Raw genomic sequence first — 17,241 nt, forward strand, 5'->3', positions numbered from 1 at the left:
CCAGCATGTTGTTCCACGTAAAAATGACCGTGAAATTGCCCGTCGACATGGACCCGTCATTGGCCACCCGGCTCAAGGCTGACGAGAAGGAACTGGCCCAACGGCTGCAACGCGAAGGCATATGGCGACACCTGTGGCGCATCGCTGGGCATTACGCCAATTACAGCGTGTTCGATGTGCCGAGCGTCGAGGCGCTGCACGACACGCTGATGCTTTTGCCGTTGTTCCCCTACATGGACATCGAGGTCGACGGCCTGTGCCGGCATCCGTCGTCGATCCACAGCGACGACCGCTAATTCTGAGCTCGCCGCATTTCCCTTGTGGGAGCGAGCTTGCTCGCGAAAGCGGTGAGCCAGTCACCATAGATGCTGAATGACACAACGCATTCGCGAGCAAGCTCGCTCCCACAGGGGAAGTGCGCTGAGTAAGAGAACTGCGCCAACAAAACAACAAGATGAGGTAACCACCATGACCGTGAAAATTGCCCACACCGCCGAGTTGCAAGCCTTCTTCAAAGAAGCCGCCGGTTTCGCCAACGACGAGGGTAACTCCCGGCTGAAAACCATCGTTCTGCGGATCTTGCAGGACAGCGCGAAAATCATCGAAGACCTCGATATCAGCGAGGACGAGTTCTGGAAAGCGGTCGACTATCTCAACCGTCTGGGCGCTCGTTCGGAGGCGGGATTACTGGTCGCCGGCCTTGGCATCGAGCACTTCCTCGACCTGTTGCAGGACGCCAAGGATGCACAGATCGGTTTGACCGGCGGCACACCACGCACCATCGAAGGCCCGCTGTACGTGGCCGGCGCGCCCCTGTGCGAAGGTGAATGCCGAATGGATGACGGCAGCGAGGAGGGTGTCGCCACCGTCATGCACCTCGAAGGCCAGGTGTTCGATCTGCATGGCCAGCCGTTGTCCGGTGCCACCGTTGACCTGTGGCACGCCAACACCAAGGGCACCTATTCGTTTTTCGATCCGAGCCAGTCTGAGTACAACCTGCGTCGACGCATCATTACCGACGCCGAAGGCCGTTACCGCGCTCGCAGCATCGTGCCGTCCGGTTATGGCTGCGACCCGCAAGGGCCGACCCAGGAATGCCTGAACCAGCTCGGCCGCCATGGCCAGCGTCCGGCCCATGTGCATTTCTTTATCAGCGCGCCGGGGCATCGGCATCTGACCACGCAGATCAATCTTTCGGGTGATCAATACCTGTGGGATGACTTCGCCTACGCGACCCGTGAAGGCTTGGTCGGGGAGGTGGTGTTCCGTGCGGACGCGGTGTCGGGGCGTTATGCCGAGCTGAAGTTCGACTTCCAACTGCAACCGGCGCCGGACGCCAGTGCCGAACAACGCAGCCAACGGCCGCGTGCGTTGCAAGACGCTTGATACCGAGTCGTCAGTGCCCCTCACCCTAGCCCTCTCCCAGAGGGAGAGGGGACTGACCGCGTTGTTGTTAAGCATCACGCCGACCTGAACAGTTTGTGTCGAATCCATAACCGACTCGGTCGTTCAGGTCGACGTATCGCGATAGACACCTCGGTCGGCTCCCTCTCCCACGGGAGAGGGCTGGGGTGAGGGGAACTGGTCAAGGTGATCTTCAACGCTACGCCGGCCTGAACGATCTTCGCCGAATCCAACCCGGTTGTTCAGGTCGCCGTATACCGCAAGACAACCCGGTCGGCTCCCTCTCCCTCCGGGAGAGGGCTGGGGTGAGGGGAAATCAGGCCTAAGGTAATGCGAAAAAGATATTGGCTACGTATTTTTAAGATCGTTTAGTTTTGTCGCAACGACGAATCAAAACGCATCAAACCGATAGACCCCCGATTGCCATGACGGCACACGCTGAATCGATCACAGGTTCTTCAGGTTTGATTCACACGGGAGTGAATCATGCCGCATACCCTCGACATCACCGCATTACCGACGCTGGACCTGTCGCTGTTCGAAGGCACGGCGCAACAGCGCTACGAATTTCTTGAAAACCTGCGCGATGCCGCCCGTGACGTCGGGTTCTTCTACCTGACCGGGCATGGCATCGACAGCGCTTTGCTCAAGCAGGTACAGGCCTACGCCCGCCAGTTTTTCGCTTTGCCCGACAGCGAGAAAAACGCCGTCGGCATGATCAATTCACCGCACTTTCGCGGTTACAACCGTGCCGCCTCGGAGATCACCCGTGGCCAGCCCGATCTGCGTGAACAGTTCGATCTGGGCGCCGAGCGCGAGGTGTTGCCATTGACGGCGGGCAGCCCGTTCTGGGCGCGGCTGCAAGGCCCCAACCAATGGCCGGCGGCACTGCCGGAACTGAAACCTTTGCTGCTGGAATGGCAAGAGGCGATGACGCGGATGTCGTTGCGCCTGCTGCGAGCGTTCGCTCAGGCACTCTCGCTGCGCGCCGATGCGTTTGATCAGCTCTACGGCGACAAACCCAACGAACACATCAAATTGATGCGTTATCCCGGTCAATCCAGCGAGTCAAGCCACCAAGGTGTCGGCGCACACAAGGACTCCGGGTTCCTCAGCTTCCTCCTGCAAGACCAACAGGCCGGTCTGCAAGTCGAAATCGAAGAGGGCCGCTGGATCGATGCGTTGCCACGCGAGAACACCCTGGTGGTGAACATCGGCGAATTGCTCGAACTGGCCAGCAACGGTTATCTGCGGGCCACGGTACATCGCGTGGTTTCGCCACCGGCGGGTAGCGAACGCCTGTCTGTCGCGTTCTTCCTTGGCGCGCAACTGGATGCCGTGGTGCCGCTGTATCCGCTGCCCACCGCACTGTTGCGCGAGGCGCGCGGGCCGGCGAGTGATCCGCTCAATCCGCTGTTTCGCGATGTCGGCTGGAACTACCTCAAGGGTCGTTTGCGCTCGCATCCGGATGTCGCGCAGCGCTTCTACGCCGATGCACTGCTGCCGCCACCGCCCGTTCGTAAATCCGCATGACTCAACCACCGCTCAAGGACTCCGCACATGATCAAGAAAGCAGGTTTGACCCTGGCCGTGCTCGGCGCACTGGTGACGTCGTTTGGTGCGCAGGCGCTGGAGCCGTTGCGCGTCGCCGCCGATCCGGTGCCCCACGCGCAGATTCTGACGTACATCCAGAAAATCGATCCGCAGCTAAATCTTAAAGTCATCGAGATCCCCAGCGGGGTGAACTCCAATGAGCTGTTGGTACACGGTGATGTCGACGCCAATTACTTCCAGCACCTGCCGTACCTGAAATCCCAGGAAAAGGCCCTCGGCGAAAAACTCGCGGTGGCCGCCACGGTGCATATCGAGCCCTTGGGCATCTACTCGCACCGGCACAAAAGCTTCGCCGACGTGCCGGTAAAAGGCACCGTCGCCGTGCCCAACAACGTCACCAACCTGAGCCGCGCGCTGTACCTGTTGCAGGACAACGGTCTGATCAAGCTCAAACCCGGCTTCAACGATCCGGCGACCGATCAGGCGACGCCCAAGGACATCGCCGAAAACCCGAAACAACTGAAGATTCTCGAGATCGAATCGCCGCAGATTCCGCGCTCGCTGGACGACGTCGATCTGGCCGTGATCAACGGCAACTACGCGCTCGACGCAGGCCTGGTGCCGGCCAAGGATGCCTTGGGTCTGGAGAAAGCCGAGCACAACCCCTACGCCAACATTCTGGTGACCACACCCAAGCTCGAACACGACCCGCGTATCGCGCAACTGGCCAAGGACCTGACATCGCCCGAGGTCGCCAAATACATCACCGACAACTTCGCCGGCTCGGTGATTCCGGTGGCGGGCGGCAAGCCATGATCGCCGTCGAGCAGTTGAGCAAGACTTATCCTTCGGCCGCGCAACCGGCACTCGATCAGGTCTCGCTGAGCATTCCCGACGGTGCGGTCTACGGGATTCTCGGGCGCAGCGGCGCGGGTAAGTCGACGTTGCTGCGCTGCCTCAATCTGCTCGAACGACCGGACAGTGGGCGCATTCTGCTCGATGGCATCGACCTGACGACGCTGCCGGTCAGCGAACTGCGCCAGCAGCGTCAGCGCATCGGCATGATCTTCCAAGGCTTCAACCTGCTGCATTCGCGCACGGTGTTCGACAACATCGCGGTGCCGCTGGAGATCGCCAAAGTCGGCAAGCCGTGGCGCCATGTGCGGGTTCGCGAACTGCTCGAGCTGGTTGGCTTGAGTGACAAGGCGCAGGCCTTTCCCTCGCAGTTGTCCGGCGGGCAGAAACAGCGCGTCGGCATTGCCCGCGCTTTGGCCGCTGAGCCGGCGTATTTGCTCTCGGACGAGGCCACCAGTGCGCTCGACCCGGAAACCACCGAATCGATCCTGCAATTGCTGCGCGATATCAATCGGCAACTGGGCGTGACCATCGTGTTGATCACCCACGAACTGGACGTGGTCAAGTCGATCTGCGATCACGCCGCGTTCATGGCCAATGGACGTCTGGTCGAGGCCGGGCCGGTGCCACGGCTGCTGGCCGATGCGCAATCGCAACTGGGCGCTTCGCTGCGACCGACCTGCGGTTTGCCGCTGGGCCACGCTGAGCCGGGCCTGAGTTTTCTAAAACAATACGGCGTACGAGCGGCGCACTCATGAACCGCACGGTCAATTGGGATGAAATCCTGCAACTGGTGTTCAACGCCACCGGTGAAACCCTGTACATGGTCCTGCTCGCGGGGCTGTTCACGCTGCTGATCGGTTTGCCGCTGGGCGTGTTGCTGTTCATCAGTCGTCGCGACGGACTGCTGCCGATGCCACGCTTGAATGCCGTGCTGGGTGGCGTGGTCAACCTCGGCCGTTCACTGCCATTCGTGGTGATGCTGATCGCCCTGATCCCGCTGACGCGGCTGGTGGTCGGCACAACGCTGGGCAGCACCGCCGCTGTGGTGCCGATCACCATCGGCGCGTTTCCGTTTTTCGCACGCATCGTCGAAAACGCTCTGGACGAAGTCGACAAGGGGCGCATCGAAGCGATCCTCGCCATGGGCGGCGACATCTGTCATGTGATCTTCAAGGTGTTGCTACCCGAAGCGCTGCCGGCGTTGTTGGCCGGGATCACCTTGACGCTGGTGATGCTGATCGGTTTTTCCTCGATGGCCGGCGTGATCGGCGGTGGCGGGCTCGGTGATCTGGCGATCCGTTACGGCTATCAGCGGTTCAATAATGAAGTGATGGTTGCCACGGTGGTGGTGTTGGTGATCCTCGTCCAAGGCGTGCAAAGCCTGGGTGATCGATTGGTTCGTTCGCTGGCGCATCGCCGCTAAGGAATTGTATGAGTGTGCCGGTCGCCGTCGTCCGCGAACCGCTGATTCGTGTACGTGAGCTAAGCAAAATATTTGGCGCGAGCCGGGCGCTGGACGCGGTCAGCCTGGACATCTATCCCGCCGAAGTGGTGGCGCTGCTCGGCGCCAATGGTGCGGGTAAGTCGACTCTGGTGAAGATCCTCGCGGGCAGCCAGACTGCCGACGCTGGCGAGATCTGGCTGGAGGGCGCGCCACGCCATTTCAGTTCGCCGCTGTCGGCGCGACGCTTCGGTATTGTCGCGGTGCACCAACAGATCAACGAGGGCATCGCACCGGGTCTGAGCGTCGCGGAAAACCTCCTGCTCGATGAACTGTGCAAGCCGGACGCGGACTTCTGGCTCAATCGCCAACGCCTGCTGGAACGCGCTGCGAGCATCGCCGCCGGGCTGGGATTGACCTTGCCCCTGGAGCAGCCGATTGAGCATCTCGGTCAGGCCGAACGGCAATTGGTGGTGCTCGCTCGAGCCTTGGCGTTGCAGCCGCGCCTGTTGATTCTGGATGAGCCGACCGCCGCGCTCTCCGATGCCGAGGCGCAGCGGCTGTTTGGATTGATCGACACCTTGCGCACTCGCGGTGTGGCGATTCTGTACATCTCCCATCGACTCTCCGACCTGCAACGCGTGGCGGATCGCGCCATCGTTCTGCGTGATGGCCAGTTCGCGGGCGAGTTCACGGCGCGGCAATTGCCGGAAGCGGTGAGCGCCATGCTCGGGCAGGCGCTGGCCGAGCATGTTTATCAGCCAAGCGTGGCCGGGCGCGAGGTGTTGAAAATCAGCGCCATGCAAATCCTGCCGCGCTCCGCGGCGTTCGATCTGAGCCTGCACGAGAATGAAGTGGTGGTGCTCACCGGGCTGTTGGGTGCCGGTAAAAGCGAAATCGCCGAGGTGCTGTTCGGTCTGCGTAAAGCGTCCTCGGGCCGCTTGCAACTGGATGGCGCGGACTGGCGTGCGGACTCGCCACGCCAGTCCATTCAAAGCGGGGTGTTCTTCGCGGCCGAAGATCGCGCCAGTCAATCGCTGGTGCCGGATTTCTCTTTGCGTCGCACCCTGACTTTGCCGTTTCTCGAGCGCTTCACCCGCGGCGGTTTTATCCGCAACCGCGCCGAAGCAGCAGCGGTCGAGGCACAAGTGGCGGCGCTGGGGATCAAGACTGTCGGTATCGATGTGCCGATGACTGCGCTATCGGGCGGCAATCAGCAGAAAGTCGTGCTCGGCCGCTGGCTGCTCGGCGAAGGGCGGGTATTGATCCTTGATGAACCCTTTCAAGGCGTTGACGTGCGCGCCCGCCGCGACATCGGCCAACTGCTGCGCGACAGCGCCGAGGGGCGCGCGACTTTAGTGATTTGCGCCGACGTCGATGAAGCCCTGGAAATTGCCGACCGCATTCTGCTGGTGCGCGATCACGCCGTGGTCGCCGAGTACCCGCGTGCCGGCCTCAATCGTGCTGATCTGGTCGCTGCACTGGCCGGCAGCGACGCCACCGAACATTCCCCTCAAGCCACGCCAAGGAGCAGAGCGAGTGCCTGATTCAAGTTCACTGTTATCGACCGAGTCGGCACGCGCCGAACGTCTGCTGCACGTATTGATCCGCTACGGCCTGCTGTGGCTGCTGGCGCTGATCGTGGTGTTTTTCAGTGTGTCCGAGCCGGCATTCCTGCGCGTCGGCAACCTGTTCAGCATCCTGCAATCGGTGTCGATTGTCGCGCTGCTGGCGTTGGGCGTGACGCTGACCATGTCCGTGGGCGGCCTCGATCTGTCGATTGGCGCGGTGGCGGCGATGAGCCTGATGATCGCCAGTTACGTGATGGTCGTGCTCGGCTTGGGCGCGGTGCCGGCGGTGTTGATCAGTCTGGCCGGTGGGGCGCTGGTCGGCCTGCTCAACGGCTGGCTGATCGTCAAACTGCGGGTGCCGGACATTCTCGCGACGCTGGGCAGCATGTTTCTGGTAATCGGCGTGCAATTGATTCCCACCGGCGGACGCTCGATTGCGGTAGGCATGACGCTGCCCAGCGGTGAGGAAACCGAAGGTACCTTCAGTGCTGCGTTTCTGGCGCTGGGGCGTGGGCGGTTGTGGGAGGTGGTGCCGATTCCGGTGTTGATCACGGCGGTGGTCGCGATCGCAGTGTGGCTGTTTCTCGAGCGCACGCGCATTGGTCGTTTGTTCTATGCCATCGGCGGCAACGAGCAAGCCGCACGACTGGCCGGTGCACCGGTGCAGCGCTTCAAGTTATTGGCTTACGTGCTCTCGGCGTTGCTCGCATCGCTGGGTGGATTGTTGCTCGCGGCGCGCTTGGGCCGTGGTGACGTCAGTTCCGGTAACGGTCTGGTGCTGGATGCCCTCGGCGCGGCGCTGATCGGGTTTGCCGTACTCGGCGCGAAGAAGCCCAACGCCTTTGGCACCCTGGTCGGCGCGCTGCTGGTGGCGGCGTTGCTCAACGGTCTGACCATGCTCAACGCGCCGTATTACGCGCAGGATTTCGTCAAGGGACTGGTGCTGGTGCTGGCCCTGATGTTCACGTTCGGCCTCGCGCATCGGGCGCGTTGAGCCGCTTTATGCAAGGAAGTTGTATGCACGGTTCAATCACACAGTTCGCCCGTCACTGCCTCGCCGGTGCGCTGCTTTCGGCATTGGCGCTGAGCGCGCAGGCCAAAGCCTTGCCCGGCGCGCCCGCACCGTTCGACAAAGGTCAGGTGCAGATCGCGCTGGTGGGGTATTTGTTCTCCGGGGACTTCCCCGAGGCGTATTTGCGCGGCGTCGAAAAACAGACCGAAGCACTGGGTGCCAACCTGCGGGTATTCGATGCCCGGCAGCAAGCGGCGAGTCAGGGCGAGATGATCGATCAGGCAGTCGATCTGGGCGTCGACGGCATCATCGTCCAACTCGGCTTGGCCGAAACCCTTAAAGCACCGATTGATCGCGCTATCGCTAAAGGCATCAAAGTCGTCGCTTTCGATGTCGATCTGAACACCCCGCAAGTGACCCAGGTCGAGCAGGACCACCATGCGCTGGCGCGTCTGGCCCTCGATCAAGCCGTCAAGGACAACGGCACGAAGTTTGATGCCGGCTACGTGTACATCAGCGGTTTTACGCCGATGGAGCGCCGCGACGAGATCTGGAGTCAGGTCAAGAAAGCCAATCCGGGGATCGTCGAGAAGGCACGCTTTGGCACACTGAATCCGCCGATTGCCAACTCCGTGGCGGATCAGGCCAGCGCCGTGCTTCGAGCCAATCCAGGCATCAGCGTGATCTTTGCCCCGTTCGATGAGTTCGCCAAAGGCGCAAAAATCGCCGTCGACGAAGCGGGGCTGGCGAGTAAGGTCAAGATCTACAGCGCCGATATTTCCACTGCCGATATTCAAATCATGAAAGAGCCGGACAGCGCCTGGGCGGCGACGGCAGCGGTCAATCCGCAAGTGGCCGGGGCAATCAGTGTGCGCAGTCTGGCGATGTTGATTGCCGGGGAAAATCCGGGGCATCAGGTGCTGGTACCGCCGACACTGATTACTCGTCAACAGTTGCTGGATCTGGATGTGAAGAACGTTCGAGATCTGGCGCAGAAGCTACCGAGTTTTGGTGATACCGCGAATGTCGCACGGGCGTCGTGGATTCCGGTGGCCAACTAGATCCTCCTACCGACAACGATCCCCTGTAGGAGCGAGCCTGCTCGCGATAGCGGATTTGAATCCAACATTGTTGCCGGCTGATTCACCGCTATCGCGAGCAGGCTCACTCCTACAGGAGATTGGGGGCACCCTTGAAAATGGAGTGACCATGCACAACAAAGCCTCACGCTTACGCAAAAGCCGTTCGCCGAAAGCCGATCCGGCTCTTGGTAAACGACTACCACCAGGCCAGGTACTGACGGAGCGATTTCCGATCCTGCACGAAGGCGAAATACCGAAATACGACCTCGCCAACTGGTCGCTACGCCTATCCGGCACGCTCGCCCAGCCAATCGAATTACGTTACGCCGATCTGCAGGCATTGCCGCAACGAAAACTGCGCTGCGACATCCATTGCGTGACACGCTGGTCGAAGTTCGACACCGAATGGAGCGGGGTGCATCTGCAGGATCTGTTGCAGGCGTTCGATCTCCAGCCGACTTCGGCGTTCGTCATGGCCCACGCCGACCACGATTACCAGACCAACTTGCGACTTGATGATCTGTTGCACCCGGGCAGTCTGCTGGCCACCCATTACGCCGGCCAACCGCTGACCGCACAACATGGCTGGCCACTGCGGCTGGTGGTGGCTGGGCGGTATTTCTGGAAGAGCGCCAAATGGTTGCGCGGGCTGGAATTTGTTGAACAGGAACAGCCGGGTTTCTGGGAGCGCAATGGCTTTCATCTGCACGCCGATCCGTTTGCCGAACAGCGATTCAGTGGTGATGAACTGGATATTGCCGAGGATGCCTGGCTGGAGAAAGCGTTCGATTGAGTAATGCCCGACGCAGATCAAAACTGTAGGAGTGAGCCCGCTCGTGATAGCGGAGTATCAGTAAAAAAGTTGTCAGCTGACACACCGCTATCGCGAGCAGGCTCACTCCTACAGGGATCCTGCATTTCAATCTAAAAGATTTAGTTTTAGTTGGTTAAAGTGTTGGCTCAGCAACACTTTTGTTGAACTAAGAACAATCCTTTAGAGCGATCTAACCTAAGCGTTATTGGTTCTTTTACGGCCCGCAGCCGCTCGTCTAGCATCGGCTTTCAAGGGGGAACGACTCACGCTGGGGAAACTGCAACTCACCGTAAAAAAGCCTTCACTGCCTTCCAGAAATCCAAAACTACAGCAGACATTGCCGCGCATTGCTTGCCGAACTTTATTGTCGGTAACGGCCGGGTATTAACTGCGATTCAAGGAGCTGTTATATGCATTACCGTTCCCGTTCATTACTGGCGGCCGCTGTCGTGTCCGCTATTTGGCAACTTCCGGCCAACGCCGAAGAAACTTCCGTCAGCGCCGACAGCGAATCCCGACTCGGCACGGTGTTGGTCACCGGCACCCGGGGTACTTCGCGTACCGTGCTGGATTCGCCGGTTCCGGTCGATGTGCTCACCGCCGAAGACCTCAAATCCGCCGGCGCCGCTGATGGTGAACTGGGCGCGGCGTTGCAGACGTTATTGCCATCCTTCAGCCTACCGCACCAATCCAACTCCGGCGGCGCCGACCATGTGCGCGCGGCGCAACTGCGTGGCATGAGCCCGGATCAGGTGCTGGTGCTGGTCAACGGCAAGCGCCGCCACACCTCAGCGGTGGTCAACGACTCGTCGAAGATTGGTCGCGGTACTGCGCCGGTCGACTTCAACTCGATCCCGCTCAGCGCTATCAAACGTATCGAAGTGCTGCGTGACGGTGCCGGCGCGCAGTACGGTTCAGATGCGATTGCCGGGGTGATCAACATCATCCTCGACGACGCGCCCGAGGGCGGCGAAGTGTCGACCAGTTATGGCGCTTATCACACCCATCAGGACGCCATCGGCAAGACCACCACCGACGGCCAGAACAGCGTGACCACGGCGAAGATCGGCACGCGTTTAGGTGAGGAGGGCGGGTTTATCCGTGGCGGCACCGAATACAAGGATCGCAACCCGACCAACCGCGCCGGTTTTGACGGCTTTGCCGATACCCCCGGCCAGCGCAACTATGTGATGGGCGACGGCGTCGCGCGGGACGTCAACCTCTGGTTCAACAGCGAACTGCCGCTGGCCGGCGGCAAGGCTTACAGCTTCGGTACTTACAACCAGCGCCACACCACCGGCGCCGAGTTCTATCGCTATCCGTACGAACAGCCGCAGTTCTACCCCAACGGCTACTTGCCGCAATCGCTCGGCGACAACAAGGACATCTCCGCCACCGCCGGTTTCAAGGGCCTGATCGGTGACGAGTGGGATTTCGACAGCAGCGTCACCCACGGTCGCAACCGCTTCGATGGATCGACCCGGCGCACGCTGAACGTCAGCCTTGGAGAAGACTCGCCGACGAAGTTCGACACTGGCGATTACGAGCTGCGCCAGACCACCACCAACCTCGATTTCAGCCGCGAACTGCGTCTCGGCGAGCGCTCCTTTGTATTGGCGGTTGGCGGCGAATACCGCTATGAAAACTACCTGACCTATGCCGGTGACGAGGCCTCCTACATCGGCTCCGGAGCCGACGGCGCCAACGGCCTGCGCCCGAGCGAAGAGTCGGATCTGGATCGCAACGTGTTCGGCACTTACGCCGAGTTGTCCGGCGATCTCACTGATCGCTTCTTCGTCGACGCCGCGACCCGCTGGGAACATTACGACGATGCCGGCAGCAAACTCACCGGCAAACTCAGCGGTCGCTACAAGCTCACCGAGCAATGGGCCTTGCGCGGTGCGGTATCGAACAACTTCCGCGCACCGTCGCTGGCCCAAAGCGGCTTCCAGAACACCACCAGCAACTTCGGCGATGGCGGCACGCTGACTGACATCCGCGTGCTCTCGGTCAACGACCCGATCGCCCGCGCACTGGGCGCCGAGAAGCTTGATCCGGAAACCTCGAAGAACTTCAGCCTCGGGCTGACCTTCCAGTTGAACGAACGCTTCGACGCCTCGCTGGACGTGTTCCGCATCGACGTCAAAGACCGCATCACCCTGTCGCAACGCATTGGCAGCGATGCGCTGGAAAACTACATCAACGACAACTTCGGCGTTGCTGGCGTGCACGACGTCAACTTCTTCACCAACGCCGCCGACACCAGCACCGACGGTGCCGAACTGGTGCTCAACTACCATCAGCCGTTTTACGAAGGGCAACTGGGTCTGACCACCGCGTACACCTACAACCACACCAAAGTCACCAGCACCAAAGGCACGCCGTCGCAACTGACGGCGCTGGGCATCGGCAATGACGCCCTCGTTGGCGTCGAAGAAACCAACACCCTGACTGACGCGGCGCCAAAGGATCGCTTCATCTTTTCCGCCAACTGGGCCAGTGAACACTGGGGCCTGCTCGGGCGGTTGACGCGCCAGGGTGAGACCACCCGCGTGTTCGATTTCGGCGACTCGCAACCGGAGCAAACCTACGGTGCCGTGTGGCAACTGGACGCCGAGGTGGCCTACAAATTCACTCCGAAATTCAACATTGCCGTGGGCGGCAACAACCTCACCGACAACTACCCGGAACGCTCCGGTTCGGCGATCAACTACGGCGGCAACCTGCCGTACGACGTGCTCTCGCCAATCGGCACCAACGGGGCCTACTACTACGCTCGCGCCACCTATGGTTTCTGACGCAGGGCCGGGGCGGCACCTGCCGGTGTTTCAGGCGTTGCTGATCACGCTGGGCATGGTGATCACCACCGATATTCTGAAAACCGCGCCGACCGTGGCCCTCAACGTCGGGCCAGAGCATTTCTATCTGGTGTGGGTGCTGGGCGGTGTCGCGTCGATGATTGGCGCGCTGTGTTTTGCCGAGATGGCCACGGCGTTTCCGCACCCGGGCGGCGATTATCACTTTCTGCGCACGGTGTATGGCGAGCGCATGGGATTCTTGTTCGCCTGGTCGCGGTTTTCGGTGATGCACACCGGGTGGATTGCTTTGTCGGCGTTCATGTTTGCCGATTACGTCAACGCGGTGGTGCCGCTGGGTCAGTACGGCTCGGGGCTGTTTGCCGGGGCGGTGATTGCCGCGCTGGTGTTGCTCAATCTGACGGGCAAACGCATTGGTTTTATCACCCAGACCTTGTTGGTGGGACTGTTGGCACTGGGCTTTTTGAGCATTGCCAGTGCCGGCGTTTTTTTGGCTTGGCAAGGCATCGAAGCGCCTGCGCCGAGTCTTGCGCCCGTCGCGGAAAAAACCGGTATGGCCGGGTTTTCGGCGGCGATGATTTTCGTCTTTCTGGCGTTCGGCGGCTGGAGCGATGCGGCGACGTTGTCGGCGGAAGTGCGTGATGGCCGGCGGGGGATTTTCATCGCCATGCTCGGTGCGCTGAGCGTGTTGATGGCGATCTATCTGGCGCTCAATTGGGCGTTCGTTCAGGGTCTGGGATTCGCCGGACTGGCGGCCAGCAATGCACCGGCGGTTGAGTTGTTGAACCGTGCATTCGGTGCGCCCGGTGTCATGCTGATTTTGCTGATGGTCGGCATCGCCGCGATCGCTACGATCAATTCGACCCTGCTGGTCGGCGCGCGCACCACTTACGCGGCCGCGCGTGATGTGCCGCAACTGCGCGGTTTCGGCGAATGGGACGATCGGCATGGCGTACCGCGTAAAGCGCTGCTGGCGGAAGGTGCGGTGGCGTTGTTGCTGGTGCTGTTTGGCAGTTTTACCCAGAGCGGTTTCAACACAATGGTCGAGTACCTGACCCCGGTGTACTGGCTGTTTCTGAGTTTGAGCAGTGTGGCGCTGATCATTCTGCGGCGGCGTTTTCCCGAGGTGCCGAGGCCGGTCAAGGTGCCGTTGTATCCGCTGTTGCCGCTGCTGTTTTTCGGGTTGTGCCTGTACATGCTGTATTCCAGCGTGACGGTGGTGGGGGTTGGGGCGTTTTTGGGGATTGGAGTGTTGCTGGTTGGTACCGTGCTATTGGCCGGGTTGAGCCGTTTAAAAGCGAACCCTCACCCCAGCCCTCTCCCGGAGGGAGAGGGGGCCGACCGAGGTGTCTTGCGTGATACATCGACCTGACAGACTGAGTCGATTATGGATTCAGTGAAGCAAATACAGGTCGAGGTCGATTATGGATTCGGTGAGGCAAATACAGGTCGAAATCGATTATGGATTCAGTGAGGCAAATACAGGTCGAAATCGATTACGGATTCAGTGAAGCACGTTCAGGTCGGCGTACTTCTCCAATATCCCCCAATCAGTTCCCTCTCCCTTTGGGAGAGGGCTAGGGTGAGGGGCTTCTGATTCTAGAAGGACACCTCCGCCGGCTGCGACAACCGCAGCACCGACAAATCCCCGGTAATACGCTTGTAAGCCAGGCGAATCGCTTCGATGTTGCCCGCATTCTTCGGGCTGTTCTCATGCAAGATCACAATCACCTTGGTGCTCAAGCGCTCAGGCTCCTTCGCGCCCTTATCCCGCCACTGCCCATACGCATCGAACACACTGAAACCATCAGGAAATCGCGACGTCACCTCCTGATCAAGAAACTCGCGCCAGCGCGCCGGGCTGACTGCACCGTCCTTGCCATCGATCGGACCAACGGAGAAGTACAACTCGGTGCGAATCCACTGCGCCTGCGCCGGCCGCGAAATATCACCTTGCAAGGTCGAACTGACGGGATCATGGGTGTGAACGGACGCAGGAGGAGGGCTGGCACAACCGGCGACGGCGACGAACAGCGCCGCCAGTAGAAAACGTCGAGGCATGGAACATCCTTATTGAACGATGAGTAAACCGCTCAAGTATAAGGTTGCCGTCTGACCGCCAATAAAGACCTAAAAAGCAGGCATTTAGGCGCTTCCGGAATAACCCTTCACCGCGCAAAAATTGTGGGAGCGAGCCTGCTCGCGAAAGCGATTTTTCAGACAGCGAAAATATTCCATGCCAGAGCCTTACCGATTCATTACGCACTCGCCGGCGGTTTCGCCAACGCAATCTCTGCCGCACCCAGCCGCTTGAGAATCTCGAACAACAAATCACTTTTGGTCACCCCGACAATCCTCGGACTGCCCACATAACCAGTCACCGTCAAGGTAATCCCGTCCGGCGACAACTTGCTGAAGCGCACAAAAGGGGCTGGCTTATCGAGGATGGTTTCGTTCTCCTTGTACGTGTTGAGCAACAGTTCCTTGACCTCTTCGGGATCGATATCCAGCGGGAACACCAGTTCCAGTGACGCCACGCCTTGCGCGCTGCCGCCCAGCGTGACGTTGCGCAGGTTCTGCGAGATCAGTTGCGAGTTGGGCACGATGACGATCGAGCGGTCGCTGAGCTGGATTTCCGTGGCGCGCACGTTGATGCGGCGGATGTCGCCTTCGACGCCACTGATGCTGATCAGGTCGCCGACCTTCACCGGTCGTTCAGTCAACAGAATCAGGCCGGAGACGAAGTTCTTCACGATCTCTTGCAAACCGAAGCCGATACCCACCGACAGCGCACTGACGATCCACGCCAGATTGGTCCACTGCACGCCCAGCGACGACAGCGTCAGCAGAATCACGAAGGCGTAACCGATGTTGGAAAACAGCGTGCTCAACGAGGCACACATGCCCGGGTCCATGTCGGTCCTGGGCAGGAACTCGTTGTCGAGCCAGCGACTCAGGGCGCGGATCAGCCAGATGCCGATCATCAGCGCCAGCACGGCATTGAGCAGGTGGCCGGGGACGATGTTCAGCTTGCGCAACCCGGCGCCGCCAAGGATCGCCATGATGTTGCTCGCCAGTTGCCCGAGCGTGGTGCCGATGCCACCGACAAACAGAGCGATCACCGCCAGCAGCATCAGCGCGGCCCGACTGAAGCCGGACAGCAGGATCGAGATCTGATCGAGGCGGCGATCACCGATGCCCAATAACTGTTTGAGCGCCTTGCCGCTCGCATGTCTGGGTGAAAATACGTGCTCGCAGGCGTCCTTGATCAACTGGATCAGCAGGTAGAAACCCGATAAGACAATGTACGCCCACACCAGCTCATAACTGATGAATCGCGCCAGCGACACGTAGCCGGCGAGCAAGGCAATCGCCGAGACAAACATCGAGACGCTGGCGATGGTGTAAATCACCCCGGCAAACGTACTGTTCGCTGCTGCCGCATCATTGGCCGCGACCAGCGCCTTGCGCACTTTGCCGACGCGCAACAACAGGACCGTCACGATCGCCAGCACAACGATCGAAATGACCCCGCGTCCGGCAATCACGATCTGGCTGCTCATGCCGGTGGCATTGCTCACCTGCACCAGTGTCACCAGCACCAATAACGTGCAGGACAGAATGCGCGGATAGGGCCTGAGCGCCAGCGCCACCTGATCGGCAATCGCCGGCAGGCGCCATGAGGGATGTTCGGTCGACAGCAATGCGCGGCTCAACCCGGTGAGCAGTACGCAGGCATAGACGACCTTTTCGAACTCTTCGGAGAAGGTTTCCAGCACTGGCGGCAAAGGTTGATGACGGGTGCAGGCGTAGAACAGTAATTGCAGGGCAATGGCGGTGGTGGCGATGGTCGCCAGCGCCGAGGCGAACGCCAGCGCACTGCGGCGCAGACGTCCCTCGGGCATGCGGTAAATGCACACCCAGGTCAGACCGCGTTCGGCCAGCCGGCGACCGAAGGTCCAGATGATCAGCGCCAATAGCACCAGGATACTGGTGAAGAGGCGTTCGCCTGGCGCCCAAACCGTGGCCCAGGTATCACGTACTTGATCGACGAAAAAACGCAGACGCTGACGATCATCGTCGGTCGGATTCACCAGCGGTGACCAGAAACTCGGACTCAGCACGCTGTCAGTGCCCAAGGTCAACTCGCTCTCGAGCAACGTGCGACGAATGCCGGCGATCTGCGTAATCAGGTCCGCCGCGCTCTGCTTCAACGCCGCCAGGCTCTTCAGGGTTCCGTCGACCTTGCTTTTCTGCTCCGCCAGCGCTGCCCGTTGCACGACGATATCCGCCTGTTCCGCCGCCAGATCAGCATCCGGCGCCGCGCCGAGCACCCCCAACTGCACCGCCAGTTGCGCCTGCTGCGGCAACAACGCCGTCGACAACCGATCGACATCCAGAATGAACGCCTGCACCCGATCCTGCGGGCCTTCGAGCTGGTTGTAATTGTTCGCCGCGGAAATCTGTTGCTTGAGGCCGTCGAGGCGTTGTTGCAGCGCCTGCAGTTCGCTTTGTGAAATCACCGGCAGCGGCGCGGCGGCGGTGGTTGCCGGCGGCGGCAAGTCGGCGGCCAATAGCGTCGGACTGCCGCCAACCAGCAGCATGAATGCAACAAAAAACAACGACTTCAATGTGTTGCGCATGGGTGAGGCGGCTCGAATGGATCACACAGTCTATGAGGTTAGGTGA

The 17,241-nt window shown here is 60.5% G+C and carries 14 protein-coding genes; 12 read left to right on the top strand and 2 right to left on the bottom strand.

Going from position 1 to position 17,241, the window contains the following annotated elements; all coding sequences use genetic code 11:
* The first annotated feature begins 5 nt into the window (after positions 1-5).
* The 12 genes from catC to CLU80_RS26725 all read left to right on the top strand — a co-directional run bounded on the left by catC (position 6) and on the right by CLU80_RS26725 (position 13,924).
* Complete coding sequence (gene catC / locus CLU80_RS26670) at positions 6-296, top strand: muconolactone Delta-isomerase (RefSeq protein WP_093433466.1); 291 nt, start codon at positions 6-8, stop codon at positions 294-296.
* A gap of 172 nt (positions 297-468) precedes the next feature.
* Positions 469-1,386 (top strand): catechol 1,2-dioxygenase, encoded by a 918-nt coding sequence (gene catA / locus CLU80_RS26675; protein ID WP_099758905.1) that lies wholly within the window; start codon positions 469-471, stop codon positions 1,384-1,386.
* A gap of 504 nt (positions 1,387-1,890) precedes the next feature.
* Positions 1,891-2,937: an isopenicillin N synthase family dioxygenase gene (locus CLU80_RS26680; protein ID WP_099758906.1), complete on the top strand. Its 1,047-nt coding sequence runs from the start codon at positions 1,891-1,893 to the stop codon at positions 2,935-2,937.
* 27 nt (positions 2,938-2,964) lie between these two features.
* A complete protein-coding gene (locus tag CLU80_RS26685) occupies positions 2,965-3,774 on the top strand; it encodes a MetQ/NlpA family ABC transporter substrate-binding protein (protein WP_099758907.1) in 810 nt (269 codons plus the stop codon).
* Positions 3,771-4,571 (top strand): methionine ABC transporter ATP-binding protein, encoded by an 801-nt coding sequence (locus CLU80_RS26690; protein ID WP_093433455.1) that lies wholly within the window; start codon positions 3,771-3,773, stop codon positions 4,569-4,571. Before CLU80_RS26685 ends, CLU80_RS26690 begins: the two co-directional genes overlap by 4 nt.
* Positions 4,568-5,239 carry a methionine ABC transporter permease gene (locus CLU80_RS26695; RefSeq protein ID WP_093433452.1) on the top strand — a complete coding sequence of 224 codons (672 nt, stop codon included), beginning with the start codon at positions 4,568-4,570 and terminating at the stop codon, positions 5,237-5,239. Before CLU80_RS26690 ends, CLU80_RS26695 begins: the two co-directional genes overlap by 4 nt.
* An 8-nt stretch (positions 5,240-5,247) precedes the next feature.
* Complete coding sequence (locus CLU80_RS26700) at positions 5,248-6,804, top strand: sugar ABC transporter ATP-binding protein (RefSeq protein WP_093433449.1); 1,557 nt, start codon at positions 5,248-5,250, stop codon at positions 6,802-6,804.
* Entirely contained in the window at positions 6,797-7,822 is a 1,026-nt protein-coding gene (locus CLU80_RS26705; RefSeq protein WP_093433446.1) for an ABC transporter permease, read from the top strand. Before CLU80_RS26700 ends, CLU80_RS26705 begins: the two co-directional genes overlap by 8 nt.
* A gap of 23 nt (positions 7,823-7,845) precedes the next feature.
* Positions 7,846-8,901, top strand: a complete 1,056-nt coding sequence (locus tag CLU80_RS26710; RefSeq protein ID WP_099758908.1) for a substrate-binding domain-containing protein — start codon at positions 7,846-7,848, stop codon at positions 8,899-8,901.
* A gap of 148 nt (positions 8,902-9,049) precedes the next feature.
* On the top strand, positions 9,050-9,715 hold the full coding sequence (locus CLU80_RS26715; protein WP_099758909.1) for a sulfite oxidase-like oxidoreductase: 666 nt from the start codon (positions 9,050-9,052) through the stop codon (positions 9,713-9,715).
* A gap of 431 nt (positions 9,716-10,146) precedes the next feature.
* The gene (locus CLU80_RS26720) at positions 10,147-12,534 is read left to right on the top strand and encodes a TonB-dependent receptor plug domain-containing protein (protein WP_099758910.1); all 2,388 of its coding nucleotides are present in this window, start codon (positions 10,147-10,149) and stop codon (positions 12,532-12,534) included.
* The gene (locus CLU80_RS26725) at positions 12,524-13,924 is read left to right on the top strand and encodes an APC family permease (RefSeq protein WP_093433434.1); all 1,401 of its coding nucleotides are present in this window, start codon (positions 12,524-12,526) and stop codon (positions 13,922-13,924) included. Before CLU80_RS26720 ends, CLU80_RS26725 begins: the two co-directional genes overlap by 11 nt.
* A gap of 227 nt (positions 13,925-14,151) precedes the next feature.
* Here CLU80_RS26725 and CLU80_RS26730 read toward each other — a convergent pair whose 3' ends face one another.
* Together CLU80_RS26730 and CLU80_RS26735 are read right to left on the bottom strand one after the other, a co-directional pair.
* Positions 14,152-14,613 carry a DUF3574 domain-containing protein gene (locus CLU80_RS26730; protein ID WP_093433431.1) on the bottom strand — a complete coding sequence of 154 codons (462 nt, stop codon included), beginning with the start codon at positions 14,611-14,613 and terminating at the stop codon, positions 14,152-14,154.
* A gap of 197 nt (positions 14,614-14,810) precedes the next feature.
* Positions 14,811-17,195, bottom strand: coding sequence for a DUF3772 domain-containing protein (locus CLU80_RS26735; protein WP_099758911.1), 2,385 nt, complete (start codon positions 17,193-17,195; stop codon positions 14,811-14,813).
* Positions 17,196-17,241: the final 46 nt, after the last annotated feature.

The organism is Pseudomonas sp. 29, from assembly GCF_002754355.1.
GTDB lineage: Bacteria > Pseudomonadota > Gammaproteobacteria > Pseudomonadales > Pseudomonadaceae > Aquipseudomonas > Aquipseudomonas neuropathica.